The organism is Enterococcus phoeniculicola ATCC BAA-412, assembly GCF_000407505.1.
GTDB lineage: Bacteria > Bacillota > Bacilli > Lactobacillales > Enterococcaceae > Enterococcus_K > Enterococcus_K phoeniculicola.
Window position 1 is genome coordinate 459,036 of record NZ_ASWE01000003.1, and the last position, 14,423, is coordinate 473,458.

Below are 14,423 nucleotides of genomic sequence, written 5' to 3' on the forward strand. Positions count from 1 at the left end.
TGAATGTGGAAAATAACAGATTCATTCGATAAAGATCAGATAACAAACTTTGGAAATAAGTATCTTCTGGCAAATGGATATATGGGGTATCGCGGAACAATGGAGGAGTATGGCAAAGAAGAACTGGTAGCCAATACGATTCTAGGGCTGTATGACCAAGTGGGGACAAGTTGGCGAGAGCCTGTTAATGCGCCCAACGGGTTGTTTATAAAGATGAGTTTTGAAAACGAAGAGCTTAGTTTACGGACAAAGAAGCCATTGAAACATCAACAAGAGCTGAATATCTATGAAGGATTGCACAGACGAGAGACAAGTTTTTCAGTTGAAGGAGGTCAAGTGACACTTTCAATTGAGCGATTTTTGAGCATGGCCTCTGTCCATTTAATGGCAGCTAGAGGTGAGTTAATCAGCAGTGTTCCAATCACTCTTACTTTACAGGTGGGTATTGATGGGAATGTTTGGGATATTAATGGCCCACATCTTATAGGGACTCAACTGTGTGAGTTAGATGAAACCTCTCTACTTTTTGAAGCACAAACAAATGAGGAAAAAAAGAAGCTTTCTGTAGGACAAACAATTACAGTTGACGGAAAATCCAGGTATATCAAAACTGAAAAACAAGGCTTTCATGAGTATCTGATTACATTAGAGCCGAATGTTCCTTTTTCTTTTGACACTTTTTCTGCCACGTATAATGAAAATGATGGAGAAAATCCAACTGAACAAGTGGTTAGTTTACTTAATGCAACAAAAAAAGAGGGGTATCTCTCATTGAAGAAGGCGCACCGAAATATCTGGGCTAATCTTTGGAAGAAATCAGATATTGAAATTCTTGGCGATGAAGAAGCACAGATTGCTTTGCGTTATAGTATCTATCACTTGTTATCAATTGCTCCTCGTCACAGTGATAGGCAATCCATTCCAGCAAGGGGCTTGTCTGGTCAAACATATAAGGGGGCTGTTTTCTGGGATACAGAAATGTTTATGGTTCCTTTTTTCCAAAGAACAGATCCGCAGATTGCACGAAATCTATTGATGTATCGAGTACACACCTTAGATGGCGCACGAAAAAAGGCGAAAAGTTATGGTTTTGACGGTGCATTTTATGCGTGGGAAAGTCAGGAGTATGGACAAGATGCGACCTCTGATTATAACGTGACAGATGTCTTTACAAACCGGCCGATGCGTACCTATTTCCGTGATAAGCAAATTCATATCACAGGAGATATTGCCTACGCGATGTGGAATTACTATGAATATACAAATGACGTTTCCTTCTTGTTAGATGGAGCTGCAGAAGTTATTTTTGAAAGTGCAAAGTTTTATGTTTCCTATAGCTACTTCAAGGAATCAAAAAATAGATATGAGCTCTTGGACGTGATTGGACCTGATGAATATCATGAACGTGTAGCAAACAATGCCTATACAAACAAGTTGGCTCAAGTGACTATTTCGATTGCGTTAAAGGTTTGGTCATTTTTGGAAGCTCACTATCCAAATGAATTGTCTGTTCTTTTGCAAAAAACAAAATTAGAGGAACAAAAAAATCTGTTAGAAAGGTTTCAACAACTCATCTATGTTCCTGCTCCAGATGAATCTACTGGACTGATTGAACAATTTGACGGGTATTACCAACTAGAGGACACTTCGGTTGCTACGGTAAAAAGCAGGCTCTTAAATCCTCAGGAATATTGGGGTGGGGCATATGGTATTGCATCAGACACACAGATTCTTAAACAAGCAGATGTTCTTCTCTTATTGAATCTGTTTTCTTCATCCTATGACAAAGAAGTGATAAAACGCAATTGGGCGTACTATGAGCCTAGAACGGAGCATGGCTCTTCATTAAGTCCATGTATCTATGCAATGGCTGCTTGCAAGTTTGACAATCAAGAATGGGCATATCCTTATTTTATGAAGACTGCAACGGTGGATTTGACTGGAGAGACGAAACAATTTGCTGGTACCATCTACATAGGTGGAACGCATCCTGCAGCAAATGGGGGTGCATGGATGGCAGCTATCTTAGGATTTGCTGGATTGAAGGTGACCGATGGACAACTAGAGGTAGACCCCAAGCTTCCTAGTCACTGGGAAAAAATGAAATTTCAAACCATCTATCAAAACGAATATTATACAATTGAAATTACCCAAGGAGGTCAAAAGATATGGAAAAATTAAAGGGTGCTTTATTTGATCTTGATGGTGTATTAGTGGATACTGCAAGTTATCACTATTTAGCTTGGAAAGAATTAGCAAACGAATTGAATATTCCTTTTACAAAGGTCGATAATGAGCGGTTGAAAGGGGTATCGCGAATGGCGTCACTGGATATCCTGCTGTCTTTAGATAAGGAAAACAGGCTGTATACATCAGAGCAAAAAGAAGCGATGGCAACGCGTAAAAACGACTTATATGTTCAACTGATTCGCCATATGGATGCATCAGAAATATTACCCGGTGTAGTATCCCTTCTGAAAATGTTAAGAGAGCAAGGCGTTAAGATTGCATTAGGGTCTGCTAGTAAAAATGCACCTAAAATCATGGCCTCAACAGGGCTATCTGCTTTTTTTGACGCAGTGATTGACGGAAATGTTGCAGCAAATGCGAAACCAGACCCTGAAGTGTTTTTAAAAGGGGCTGCTGCCATTGGAATAAGTCCAGACGAGTGCGCCGTGTTTGAAGATGCCGAAGCGGGTCTACAAGCTGCAAAATCTGCTGGTTGTTTTGCAATAGGCGTTGGAGAGTCGGTAAATCTACCTAGTGCCGATGTTGTATACTCTGATTTGACTCTATTTGATTTATCTGTTTATTTTTAACTTTTTTGACAAGAAGAGATTCAGCTTCTATAGCACCATTTATTAAAAGGGTGTAAAAGAAGAGAATGAGACGTTCCCTTTGTCTCAGCAACTGACTATCTGTTCTTGTCTTTTTTTATTAAAGTGGCAGGGATGGAGCGAAGTACGGAATCAACATTACTGGCTTATTCTAAATTCTTCGGGTATTCTTGGTTTATAAAGCGGATACAAAGGAGTTTTTAGTAATGGAGATTATTATTATCGGAGCATCGTTTGCAGGAGTTAGCTGTGGACTAAGAGCAAGACAGCTTTATCCTAAAGCAAAGATTACCTTGATTGAAAAAAATCAGGTTTTAGGATTTATTCCAAGCGGCTTTTTATTATATATCACAGGTAGAGTATCAACTCTTGAAGAGGCAGTATTTATTAAGCAAGATGTATTAAAAAAAGCAGAAATAGAAGTTCGGTTAGATGAATCACTGACGAATTGCTATCCAGATCAACATCGTATTGAGACGACAAAAGGAAGTTATACCTATGATCGGCTTGTTTTAGCTTATGGATCTGCTCAAGAATCACAAATTTTGCAAGTAGATGATTTGTCAGAAACAGAGACACTTCCTTTGGTGTATAAGGATTTCCCATCTGCCAAACGTTTAGCTGAAAAAGTCCCTGCGGCAAAAACTATTTCGATTATTGGCGCGGGTCAAGCAGGCATGGAGGCAGCAAGTGCTTTTGTTCAGTTAGGAAAACAAGTGGAGCTATTTGAAACCATGGATTACCCCTTGTTTAAATATTTTGACCAATCCTTTTTGGCCCCTTTTCTAGTTACCCTAAAGGAGACAAAGCATCTTCACTTGCACTGTAATACGAGTGTGAAGACAATTACGCAAGAAAATGGGTTTCATCTTGAAACGAATACACAAACACAAGCAAGTGATCTAGTACTGACAACGGTTAACGTTCATCCAAAAGAAAATCCATTCTATCAAATTTTTGAAAGTCACAGTGACTATACCTTAAAGACAGACGCATATTTAGAGACCTCTCAGACAGATGTGTTTGCAGTGGGAGACTTGATTCAAATTCCAGCGCTAGCACTAAAGGAACAGTTGTATATGCCGTTAATCAATAATGCCATTCGTTCAGGTCATATTGCAGCAGAAAATTTGGAACAAAAAAGAAAGCCATTCAAAGGTGGATTACGTACTGTGGGAACGCATCTGTTTGGCTGGTATTTAGCAAGCACAGGATTGCTGGAGGCAGAAGCGTTTAGTTATCCTGGAAAAATTGCAACCAAGAGCTGTACACTAAATGCTCATTTGTTTGATGAGGCGGTCATCCATTGTAAAATAACTTTTGATCAAGAAACACGTGAAGTATTAGGCGTTCAACTATTATCGAAAGAAAACTGTTTAGAAAAAATCAATACAGCCGCTTTAGCGATTGAAACAAGACGCACATTGGAGGAGCTTGCACAAAAAGATTATTTCTTTCAACCAATATATACCCCTGCATTTGACGTGTTGAATCATCTTGGATTAGGAAGTGATTCAGATGAGAGTTGAAGAGCTGTTAGAAAAAAAAGAAGCCAAACAAATGGGTCTGCTTAAGACGCTTGTGATGACTGGTGGAAAACAGCCGATACAAGAGATGGCAAAGCAGCTTCAAGTGACCAAAAAGTCGGTTGAGAACTATGTGGATGATTTGCAGTATATATTAGCTAGCTATAAAGACAAGTGCTGGCTAGATTATGATGGGTATTACTTAACATTTTCTATGGTGCCGGATTTTTCAGTTGGCGAAATTGAATTTCGGCTCTATCAGAAAGCTCAAAAGTTTCAAATTTTACTTACCCTTTTAAAAGAACGAGAAATTGCATTCGTTCGTGTTTCCCAAGAGCTGCAAATTAGTGAATCGTCTCTTTTTCGGAAAATTAAAGAGTTGAATGTATTGCTAAAAGAATTTGATTTGACGATTTGGCAAGGAAAACTTGAAGGAGAAGAAGCACAAATTCGCTATTTTTATTTCCAGCTCTTATGGTATATAGGAAACCCGATTGATGAGGTCTCTGAACGGAATAACCGATATGTGGAAAATATTGAACGCGGTCTGGGGATTCATTTAACACAGGAAGCGAAAAAAAGAATTTTGTTATGGCTTAAAATTACAAAGCTTCGTTTGAACGTCCCTAATCAGGTATTTACACGACTAAATCAAAAATTTCAGCCGTATGTGAAAGATCCAATGTATCAACAACTAAAACAGATTGTTTATCGTTCATTTGGGTATTATGCAGTGGAGATTCGCGAAGAGGAAGCCATGCTTCATTTTTGTTTTTTATTAAGTATGTCTATTTTGTCAGAAGAGGATTTTCGAACGTATTCGTTAGCTCGTTCTCGATTTACTCCTACAGGCTTAGTAGATACGATTATATTAGAAAACATTCTCAGATTCTATCGTCCGATAAAGATTCATCATGAAATTGAAGCAACTTGTTACTACTATCTTGCACAAATTCATCCCCAGCTGTATTTTTTTAAAGGAGATGTGGAGATTTATAATCGTGAGAATATTTGGGCGATGGAACAAGAGCTGTCTAGTAGAGATATGAGGGCGTTGTGTCTGAAGCTATTGGCGATTACACAAGAGGAGTTTTCAATCCCTGAGGATGAAAAAAATAGTTTGTTGGCAATGACAGCTGTTAAATATTTGAGTGTCTTGGCTGTCTTGGATTTTCAAATGAATCGAGAGGTACGTGTAGGTATCCACTTAAAAATGGAACCACTCTTTAAAAATGCAACGATTACAATGCTTATCTTGCACTTAAAAAATATAAATGGGGTTGTTGTAGAGGCGTGCCGGACGAATCAAACCTATGATTTGATTATTAGTAATGAAAAATTGCATACGAGCACCCCAGTCTATTATTTTTCAGAATTAGGAACAAAATATGATATTGATCAAATAAAAAAGCTCATTCGTGACTTATAAAAGCTGCGAATGAGCTTTTATTATCAGCATTTTGTCAAAAAATGCTAAAAAAGAAAAAAACTTGACGGAATATTTTTACAAACACGATGTAAGATACAGATGTAGAAAGAAAACGCTAACATTAAAGGAGAAGAGAACATGACTGAAAAAAAATATATTATGGCAATTGATCAAGGAACGACAAGCTCACGAGCAATTATTTTTGATAAAGAAGGACAAAATGTAGGAAGCTCACAAAAAGAATTTACACAATATTTTCCAAATTCTGGTTGGGTAGAGCACAATGCAAATGAAATCTGGAATTCTGTGCAGTCTGTAATTGCAGGAGCATTTATTGAATCTGGGATTAAGCCAAGCGAAGTTTCAGCAATAGGAATCACCAACCAGCGTGAAACTACTGTTGTGTGGGACAAAAAAACAGGCTTACCAATCTATAATGCGATTGTTTGGCAATCTCGTCAGTCTTCTCCGATTGCAGATGAATTAATTGAAAATGGACACAAAGATCTGCTTCATAAAAAGACCGGATTAGTGGTGGATGCGTATTTTTCAGCAACAAAGATTCGCTGGATTTTAGATAACGTAGAAGGGGCACAAGAAAGAGCTGAAAGAGGCGAGTTGCTATTTGGAACGATTGATACTTGGTTGGTATGGAAGCTGACAGATGGGCAAGCACACGTAACGGACTATTCTAACGCAAGCCGTACAATGCTTTATAATATTCACGATTTACAATGGGACAAAGAAATTTTATCTCTTTTGAATATTCCGGCTGTGATGTTGCCTGAAGTGAAAAGTAATTCAGAAATTTATGGCTATACGCAAAGCTATCATTTTTATGGAAGTGAAGTTCCTATTGCAGGAATGGCAGGAGACCAGCAAGCGGCTTTATTTGGACAAATGGCTTTTGAGCCAGGTATGGTAAAAAATACCTACGGAACAGGTTCATTTATTGTTATGAATACAGGAGAAAAACCGCAGCTTTCATCGAATAATTTGTTGACAACCATTGGCTATGGAATTAACGGAAAAGTCTACTATGCATTAGAAGGAAGTATTTTTGTTGCAGGGTCTGCGATTCAATGGTTACGTGATGGCTTGCGAATGATTGATTCTTCCGCAGAGTCAGAAGAGATTGCAGCAAAATCGACTGGTGGCAATGAAGTGTATGTTGTCCCTGCATTCACAGGATTAGGCGCACCTTATTGGGATTCAGATGCACGAGGATCCGTATTTGGCTTAACACGTGGAACGACGAAAGAGGATTTTGTGAAAGCAACCTTACAGGCAGTTGCTTACCAATCAAGAGATGTGATTGATACGATGAAAATTGATTCTGGGATTGACATTCCCGTGTTGAAGGTAGATGGCGGCGCTGCAAAAAATGACTTATTAATGCAGTTTCAAGCAGATATCTTAAACACAACGGTTCAAAGAGCAGCAAATCTTGAAACCACTGCATTAGGGGCAGCGTATCTAGCAGGATTGGCAGTTGGATTTTGGAAGGATATCGATGAATTAAAGTCTATGCAAAAAGAAGGGCAACTCTTTGAACCAAAGATGGATGAAGACACCCGAACGGATTTATATGATGGCTGGAAAGAAGCAGTTGCAGCAACGAAGATGTTCAAACATAGAGTAAAGAAGGAAGGGATTTAAGATGACATTCTCCTATGAGAGTAGAAACCAAGGAATCAAAAAAGTGAAAGAATCCACCGCCGATGTGTTGATCATTGGTGGGGGAATTACAGGGGCAGGCGTTGCATTGCAGGCAGCAGCCTCAGGAATGAAAACCGTGCTAGTTGAAATGCAGGATTTTGCAGAAGGAACCTCTTCTCGCTCAACAAAATTAGTGCACGGCGGGATTCGCTATCTAAAAACATTTGACGTGGAAGTTGTCTCAGATACCGTAAAAGAACGGGCAAATGTTCAAAAAGTAGCACCGCATATTCCAAAACCAGATCCTATGCTCTTACCTATTTATGATGAACCAGGTGCAACATTTAACATGTTTTCGGTAAAAATTGCTATGGATTTATACGATCAGCTGGCAAATGTTACCAATACCCCCTATGCAAACTATGTATTATCCAAAGAAGAAGTTTTAGAAAGAGAGCCTCAGTTAAAACAAGAAAATTTGTTAGGTGGTGGGGTGTATCTTGATTTTCGTAACAATGATGCGCGTCTGGTCATTGAAAATATCAAGCGTGCTCATGAAGATGGCGGTGTGATGTTAAGTAAGACAAAGGTCATTCGTATTTTGCATGATGAAAATGGCAAAGTAAATGGCGCCACAGTTGAAGACCTCTTAACAGGAGAACAGTTTGATATTCATGCGCATGTGGTCATTAATACGACAGGACCATGGTCAGATGAAGTTCGTGCGATGGATGAAAAAAATGAACTTCCTCATCAGATGCGTCCAACAAAAGGCGTTCATCTGGTTGTTGACAAAGAGCGATTGAGTGTTCCTCAGCCAACGTATTTTGATACAGGAAAAAATGATGGACGAATGGTGTTTGTTGTTCCTAGAGAAGGGAAAACCTATTTTGGGACAACAGATACGGATTACACGGGTGATTTAAAACAACCAACTGTTACGCAAGAAGATGTGGATTATTTACTGGAGATTGTAAATAGTCGTTTTCCAGAGGTTCATTTAACAATTCATGACATTGAAGCTAGCTGGGCGGGACTACGTCCATTAATTTCTACAAATGGTGGTTCTGATTATAACGGTGGGAATAATGGCAGTTTATCCGATGCTGGATTTGATAGTATTGTTCATGCTGTTGAAGACTACCTCGCAGATACAAGTAAAAAAGGAGAAGTTGAAAAAGCAATTAAAGATGCGGATGCTGCTTTAGCAGAAGGAACTCTATCTACTTCTCAAATTTCTAGAGGAAGTGCGTTGGAACGTTCTAAAGACGGCTTGTTGACCTTAGCGGGTGGAAAAATTACTGACTACCGATTAATGGCAGAAGGAGCTTTGAAGTCTATTCAACAGATTTTACAAGAAGAGTTCCAACAATCGTTTGAGTTGATTGATTCCGTAAATTATCCAGTTTCTGGTGGAGAAATTGATCCGAATAATGTTGAGGAAGAAATGGCTCGTTTGGCAAAAGGAGCGCAAGCAATTGGGTTAGAGGACGCAGATGCTATGTATCTTGCAAATCTATACGGATCGAATCTTTCAAAAGCCCTGACTTATAACGAGCCTGTTGAAGGATTGGGATTACGTGAAAGTATCGCTCTTAACTATGCGCTAAATGAAGAATTAGTATTGACTCCTGTGGATTATTTACTTCGTCGGACGAATCATATCTTGTTCTTTAGAGACGGCTTGGATGAAATAAAGGAACCTGTTGTGAATAAGTTTGCTGCATTTTATAAGTGGAGTGCAGAAGAACGAAAGGTGATGGAACAGCAATTAGAGGCAGTTCTTGCGGAATCTGGTTTGACTAACTTAAAAAAGGAGAATAAGAAATGAGTGATATGACACAGATTTTTAGTGAATTTTTGGGAACAGCGATGCTTGTACTATTGGGAGGTGGGGTCTGTGCGGCTTCTAACTTGAAAAAAAGTAAAGCAGAAGCTTCTGGTTGGATTGTAATTGCGATGGGCTGGGCGACCGCTGTTACAATTGCCGTATACGTTTCAGGATTCATGGGTCCTGCACATTTGAATCCAGCCGTTACAGTAGGGATGGCAATTGCAGGTAAGTTTTCTTGGAGTCTTGTTTTTCCATTTGTTATCGCTCAAGTTGTTGGTGGGATTGTTGGAGCAATCGTTGTATGGTTAGCTTATCTGCCTTTATGGGATGAAACAGAAGATCAAGGAGCGATTTTAGGAACCTTTGCAACAGGGCCTGCTGTACGTAACTTACCAGCAAATACAATGACCGAAGCAATTGGTACCTTTGTATTAGTATTAGGATTACTTGCTTTTGGAGAAAATAGTTTTGCAGAAGGACTAAATCCAGTTGTCGTTGGTATTTTAATTTTAGCAATTGGTTTATCTTTAGGAGGACCTACAGGGTATGCCATTAATCCAGCCCGTGATTTAGGCCCAAGAATTGCTCATCAAATTTTGCCTATAAAAAACAAAGGAACCTCTGATTGGAGCTATGCACTTGTTCCGATTGTCGGTCCTGTGATTGGGGCCGTATTAGCTGCAGGATTATACCTTGTTTTACCTTTATAAATAATCAGTAAAAGAATCTGATGAATCTTTAACAAATGGCATGAATCATTTGTTAAGAAAGTCAGATTCTTTTTTGAATACAACATAACTATGTTCGCTTCTCTACCTATGATAAAATAAGAAGATAAATTAAAAAAAAGAACGATTTCTTATAAAAAGAATCATAGGTCACTCCTTTAACATGGGTGAATCGTTTTAAGAGATAGGGAGTTTGTTGTGGAAAATCAATTAGTTATTGAGGGGATGTTACTGTCTAGAAAAACGGTGACAAATCAGCCTATTAGTCTCACCCTAAAAAAGGGGGAAGGAATAGGAATTTATGGCCCTAACGGATCAGGAAAATCTACATTGTTAGATAGCATTAGCGGTATTTTACCTTTAGCAGAGGGGCGAGTAACCGTGAATGGCATTTTGAGTTATGCAATGCAATTCGATGGATTTCAGGAAAATTTAAGCTGCTTGGATAATTTATATTTAGAAGCAAATTATGCAGGAATTCCAAAAAATGAACGAAAAGAACGGATTACTAAGCGTGCACAAGAGTGTGGAGTGACTTCGTTTCTGAAGAAAAAAGTAAATAAGCTTAGTTCAGGAATGCGGGTACGTTTGATGCTGGCGGCAAGTCTGCTAGTCAACCCAGATGTATTGCTGTTGGACGAGGCGTTTAATGCACTAGATGAAGAGACAATTGTCAGTATGCAGGCAATTTTACACAGAGAAAAACAAAATGGTTTGAGTATTCTTTTTGTTTCACATAATAAATTTCATTTTGAGTCTATCTGTGAGTCTATTTTACTCTTTCCAAGTTTAGAGGTAGAAGCGTTATGAGGATGAAACAGTTGCTGGTTGGTGAAATTTATCAAGGAAAGAAATCTTTTTTCTTCTTTTTACTCATCCTTCTTCTCACGCTTGTGGCTTTTATGACAGCTTTGCCATTAGAGATGCTTCAACGAAATTCAGCGGTACCTTCAGTAAAAATCGCGTTATCAATGCCTGTGAATAATCAGGAGATAGCTGTAATGGTAGGGGTTCTCGACAAAAATGATTTGGTGGAAAAGTTAGAGGTTGTTTCCCCAAAAGAGGGTAGATTTGGGGTAGCAAAAGGGGCTTATGATATGTATATTGAGCTTCCTGAAAATTTTGAGGAGGCGCTGTTTGAGCGACAGACAGGAACGATAAAACTATATGCAAAAAATGCACTTGTAGGAAATGTCGTATACCAAATTATTTATGAAATGGTTCAAACTTTAAATAATCTGCAAAGTCTATCCTTGGACTATTATCAAGTGCTGCAAACAGGAGAGGCAACCTATAGTCAAACGCAAAAACTGAGTCGCAATTTTGATATGACCCTTATTCAGATGCTTCTTGAAAGGCAGGATCTATTGAGCATTCACGGGGGCATCTCACAATATCCGCTACAGCTAACTTCATTGTTTTTATTTTTAGCACTCTCTGGGATTAGTATGTTTAGCGGACTTTTGAGTAATCAGCAAATTAATCAGGGAACAATGAAAAAACTTTTATTTTATAACTATCCGCTTTCTTTTATTTTACTGGTAAAGTATGCAATAAGCTGGCTGATTTCATTGCCATTTTTATGGGTGTTATGGAAATTATCTGACTACTTTGGAATTCAGATAGATGCACTTCGATTGCTTGCCGGATCAAGTGTTCTGCTGCTCTTTTTGGTGCTGCTGACGACACTTATTGCCTTTTTATTTGGGCGTACAAAAAAAGAAAACCGTCTCTTTTTACTTTATGCAAGTGGGGCGTTTCTCATGTTGTTTTTAGGAGGGCTTATCTATCCTCTATATAGCCAGCCAGCCTTTATGACGCAAAGTAATCCTGCTTGGTATGCACAAGTTGTGATAGAGCAGTCGATTCAAGGAGCAGAGTGGACTATTCAATGGATGCTGCCTTTGGTAGTAGGAAGCGGTATGCTTCTAGGCATTCTTTCTTGGAGGTGGAAAAAATCGAGTTAGTAAAGATTTATCTTAAGAGAATGTGGCTGCCCTTGGTCTTTCTTTTGTTATTACTTTGTGGCCAGCTGTTAACCACCCGAATGAATGTTTATTTCACAAAGGGGGCGTCTATTCCAAGTGCAATTGAAGTCGTTGACTTAGAAAAAAGCCCGCAAACTATTGAATATATCAATCGTTTAAAACAAACGCCTAATCTGAAGGTCCATGTGACAACCCGCTTTGAAAAAGAGCAGTTGAATAAAAGTACGATTCAAGGGATTCTCGTTTTGCCAAAAAACTTTAGCGAAGTACTGGTGAAAAATGAAACCGAGCTGTTAAATTATTATACGGCAACTGGTATTCAAGATACTCGTCATATTCAGGAAGTGATGCTGTCAAGTCTTTTACAAATGAAGGGCGAGGCACTTTATCATAACGCTCTTGAAGAAAGTGGCTTGGTAAAAGGAGAACGTGAACCGGAGCTTTCAGAACTATTTCAGGTGGTCTATTACAATGCCTCTGGTTCTGTCGTCACTAAAAAGACAGACAAACCACTTTTTACATTGGGATTAGCTGCATTGTTTTTATTGCTATCCGTTCTGTATTTGCAAAGCTACCTTCCAGGAGAGGATCAGAGACGCTTGGCGTTTTATGGAAGGAAGACATTATACCAACAACAAGGTATCATTGGTGGAATTCTTTTAGCTAGTTGGCTAGGAATTGTAGGTCTTTTCCTCTTTCTTATGCCTAGATTTATTGGTGGAACGTTCCCCAAAAATAGTTTTTTACTCTTATTAGGTCTGTTATTGTATTGTTTTTCTCTAAGCTTCTTTTTTATTCACTTAGGGAAAAGAAAGTGGCTAATCGTACTTTTTGTTCCATGGTTTATTCTGAATATGACAATGGGGGGGGCTGTTTGGGGTGTACCAAGCGAGAATGTTCTGCTTACAGCTTTTCTTCCAGTTTCTTATGTTATAAAAGGGCAAGTGTTACCACTCTATCTTTTTTCTGGACTGTTTTGTTTAACGGCATTGGGACTGGGAAGCAAACACAAGAAAAAGCGAGTAGAAACTAGAACATAAAAAGAACCGTCCAATGACGAAAAAACTAAGATAGATGTTCTCTAGCTAGCAGATTTTTCGTCAAAGGATGGTTTTTTTTTTTATGAGCAGAAGGGTCTACCTATTTCATTGTAACAGGGATATAGATAGAGAATGGATCTGTAGACTCTAAGATAAAGCAATCAACCACTTCCAATAAATAATGACCACTTACTTGAAGTTCTGAAGACTGATAAAGTTCGCTATAAGAAGAAGCGATAAATGTGTCAGCTTCCGTTCGATTAGCCACCGTTTTTGAAAAAACAGCGTAGGTACCTTCAGGAAACTCAAAAGTATTCAAGTCGGGAATGACTCGATTTGATTTTACACCAACAAGATAATGCGGGGATGCCGTTGCATCGTTAACTGCATAGAAGTGGCGGTCAATTGCTTGGGATTCCAAGTCTTCTTTTATCTGTCTTAAATTTGCTAGCTGTTCTAGTTTATGTGCACTCATTTCAGAAAAGTCATTGGGGTCTTGTGGAATCGACACTAGGGTTGAGAAACCGACAACGTACGTTTTTGGACATTCTTTCACTAAAAATGACATGTGGCTCATCTCCTTTACTTGTCTCTTTAACAGCAACCTATTAAAGTTGTCTTGAATATAACATAGGCAGTAGAAATTAGATAAATATTTGCATTAAAAAAGATGAAGTCAAACGAGTAGTGATTTGTGTTCCGATGCTTATTAAGATTGAGGGTGGGCTGTCACTTAAAATTAGTCATGTTCCCACCTCATCTTCTTTGATTCTTACGTATACCAATAAGCTAATGAAAGGGTCTTGGTTAGGTAGAAGATGGGGCGTATGATAAAATAAAAGAAAGGAGGCGGTAAAAATGACCAGTCGTTATGAAAATATCCTCGTTGCTGTAGATGGATCAAAAAATGCGGAAAAAGCGTTTGTTGAAGCTGTCGAGCTGTCAAAAGAACATCAGGCCCATTTGTATGTTGCTTATGTGGTAAATGAAATTGAAATGACACATAGTGCTTACGCCTATTCTAAGCTGTTAGCTGAAGAAGAAGCTCATGTAGAAAAGGTATTGTTGGAAAAAGTTGCACATGCTAAACAAGAAGGAGTAAACGAAGTCACCCCTCTCTCTCAAATTGGAAATGTCAAAAAGGTTTTAACAGAAACGATTCCAGAAGCATACCCTTTAGATTTATTGATTGTAGGGGCCACTGGAAAGGGGGCTATTCAAAGAGCTGTTGTAGGCTCAACAGCGTCCTATGTAGTCAATCATGCGCCCTGTAACGTGTTGGTAGTTAAGTAAAAAGTAAGTAGAAAAGCTCATCGGTGAAAAAATCATCGATGAGCTTTTTTTGTTAAAAAACAGAAGACTAGTGATGGAAGATGAATTTT

12 protein-coding genes are annotated in these 14,423 nt (G+C 38.6%); 11 read left to right on the forward strand and 1 reads right to left on the reverse strand.

Annotation, left to right across the window (positions count from 1 at the left end; all coding sequences use genetic code 11):
* The first annotated feature begins 3 nt into the window (after positions 1–3).
* The 10 genes from I589_RS12775 to I589_RS12820 all read left to right on the forward strand — a co-directional run bounded on the left by I589_RS12775 (position 4) and on the right by I589_RS12820 (position 13,041).
* Positions 4–2,181 (forward strand): glycosyl hydrolase family 65 domain-containing protein, encoded by a 2,178-nt coding sequence (locus I589_RS12775; RefSeq protein WP_010768187.1) that lies wholly within the window; start codon positions 4–6, stop codon positions 2,179–2,181.
* Positions 2,169–2,819: a beta-phosphoglucomutase gene (pgmB, locus tag I589_RS12780; protein WP_010768188.1), complete on the forward strand. Its 651-nt coding sequence runs from the start codon at positions 2,169–2,171 to the stop codon at positions 2,817–2,819. The genes I589_RS12775 and pgmB overlap by 13 nt, the downstream gene beginning before the upstream one ends.
* A 224-nt stretch (positions 2,820–3,043) precedes the next feature.
* Positions 3,044–4,366, forward strand: coding sequence for an NAD(P)/FAD-dependent oxidoreductase (locus tag I589_RS12785; protein ID WP_010768189.1), 1,323 nt, complete (start codon positions 3,044–3,046; stop codon positions 4,364–4,366).
* Positions 4,356–5,792, forward strand: a complete 1,437-nt coding sequence (locus I589_RS12790) for an AcpB/EbpR/MafR family transcriptional regulator (protein WP_010768190.1) — start codon at positions 4,356–4,358, stop codon at positions 5,790–5,792. The genes I589_RS12785 and I589_RS12790 overlap by 11 nt, the downstream gene beginning before the upstream one ends.
* A 138-nt stretch (positions 5,793–5,930) precedes the next feature.
* Positions 5,931–7,451, forward strand: a complete 1,521-nt coding sequence (glpK, locus tag I589_RS12795; protein ID WP_010768191.1) for a glycerol kinase GlpK — start codon at positions 5,931–5,933, stop codon at positions 7,449–7,451.
* Between the two features lies 1 nt (position 7,452).
* Complete coding sequence (gene glpO, locus I589_RS12800) at positions 7,453–9,282, forward strand: type 1 glycerol-3-phosphate oxidase (RefSeq protein ID WP_010768192.1); 1,830 nt, start codon at positions 7,453–7,455, stop codon at positions 9,280–9,282.
* Complete coding sequence (locus tag I589_RS12805; RefSeq protein WP_010768193.1) at positions 9,279–9,995, forward strand: MIP/aquaporin family protein; 717 nt, start codon at positions 9,279–9,281, stop codon at positions 9,993–9,995. The genes glpO and I589_RS12805 overlap by 4 nt, the downstream gene beginning before the upstream one ends.
* 216 nt (positions 9,996–10,211) lie before the next feature.
* A complete protein-coding gene (locus I589_RS12810) occupies positions 10,212–10,823 on the forward strand; it encodes an ATP-binding cassette domain-containing protein (protein ID WP_010768194.1) in 612 nt (203 codons plus the stop codon).
* Positions 10,820–11,980, forward strand: a complete 1,161-nt coding sequence (locus I589_RS12815; protein ID WP_010768195.1) for an ABC transporter permease — start codon at positions 10,820–10,822, stop codon at positions 11,978–11,980. Before I589_RS12810 ends, I589_RS12815 begins: the two co-directional genes overlap by 4 nt.
* Before the next feature lie 32 nt (positions 11,981–12,012).
* Positions 12,013–13,041: an ABC transporter permease gene (locus I589_RS12820; protein WP_139242848.1), complete on the forward strand. Its 1,029-nt coding sequence runs from the start codon at positions 12,013–12,015 to the stop codon at positions 13,039–13,041.
* 100 nt (positions 13,042–13,141) lie between these two features.
* On the opposite strand, the gene I589_RS12825 is transcribed toward I589_RS12820, so the two are convergent.
* Positions 13,142–13,609, reverse strand: coding sequence for an effector binding domain-containing protein (locus tag I589_RS12825; RefSeq protein ID WP_010768197.1), 468 nt, complete (start codon positions 13,607–13,609; stop codon positions 13,142–13,144).
* A gap of 290 nt (positions 13,610–13,899) precedes the next feature.
* Here I589_RS12825 and I589_RS12830 point away from each other — a divergent pair, with 290 nt between their 5' ends.
* Positions 13,900–14,334: a universal stress protein gene (locus tag I589_RS12830; RefSeq protein ID WP_010768198.1), complete on the forward strand. Its 435-nt coding sequence runs from the start codon at positions 13,900–13,902 to the stop codon at positions 14,332–14,334.
* The last annotated feature ends 89 nt before the right edge of the window (positions 14,335–14,423 follow it).

Coding starts and splice junctions, on each gene's coding strand:
- I589_RS12775 (WP_010768187.1), top strand. CDS start 4: ATGTGGAAAATAACAGATTCATTCGATAAAGATCAGATAACAAACTTT.
- pgmB (WP_010768188.1), top strand. CDS start 2,169: ATGGAAAAATTAAAGGGTGCTTTATTTGATCTTGATGGTGTATTAGTG.
- I589_RS12785 (WP_010768189.1), top strand. CDS start 3,044: ATGGAGATTATTATTATCGGAGCATCGTTTGCAGGAGTTAGCTGTGGA.
- I589_RS12790 (WP_010768190.1), top strand. CDS start 4,356: ATGAGAGTTGAAGAGCTGTTAGAAAAAAAAGAAGCCAAACAAATGGGT.
- glpK (WP_010768191.1), top strand. CDS start 5,931: ATGACTGAAAAAAAATATATTATGGCAATTGATCAAGGAACGACAAGC.
- glpO (WP_010768192.1), top strand. CDS start 7,453: ATGACATTCTCCTATGAGAGTAGAAACCAAGGAATCAAAAAAGTGAAA.
- I589_RS12805 (WP_010768193.1), top strand. CDS start 9,279: ATGAGTGATATGACACAGATTTTTAGTGAATTTTTGGGAACAGCGATG.
- I589_RS12815 (WP_010768195.1), top strand. CDS start 10,820: ATGAGGATGAAACAGTTGCTGGTTGGTGAAATTTATCAAGGAAAGAAA.
- I589_RS12825 (WP_010768197.1), bottom strand. CDS start 13,609: ATGTCATTTTTAGTGAAAGAATGTCCAAAAACGTACGTTGTCGGTTTC.
- I589_RS12830 (WP_010768198.1), top strand. CDS start 13,900: ATGACCAGTCGTTATGAAAATATCCTCGTTGCTGTAGATGGATCAAAA.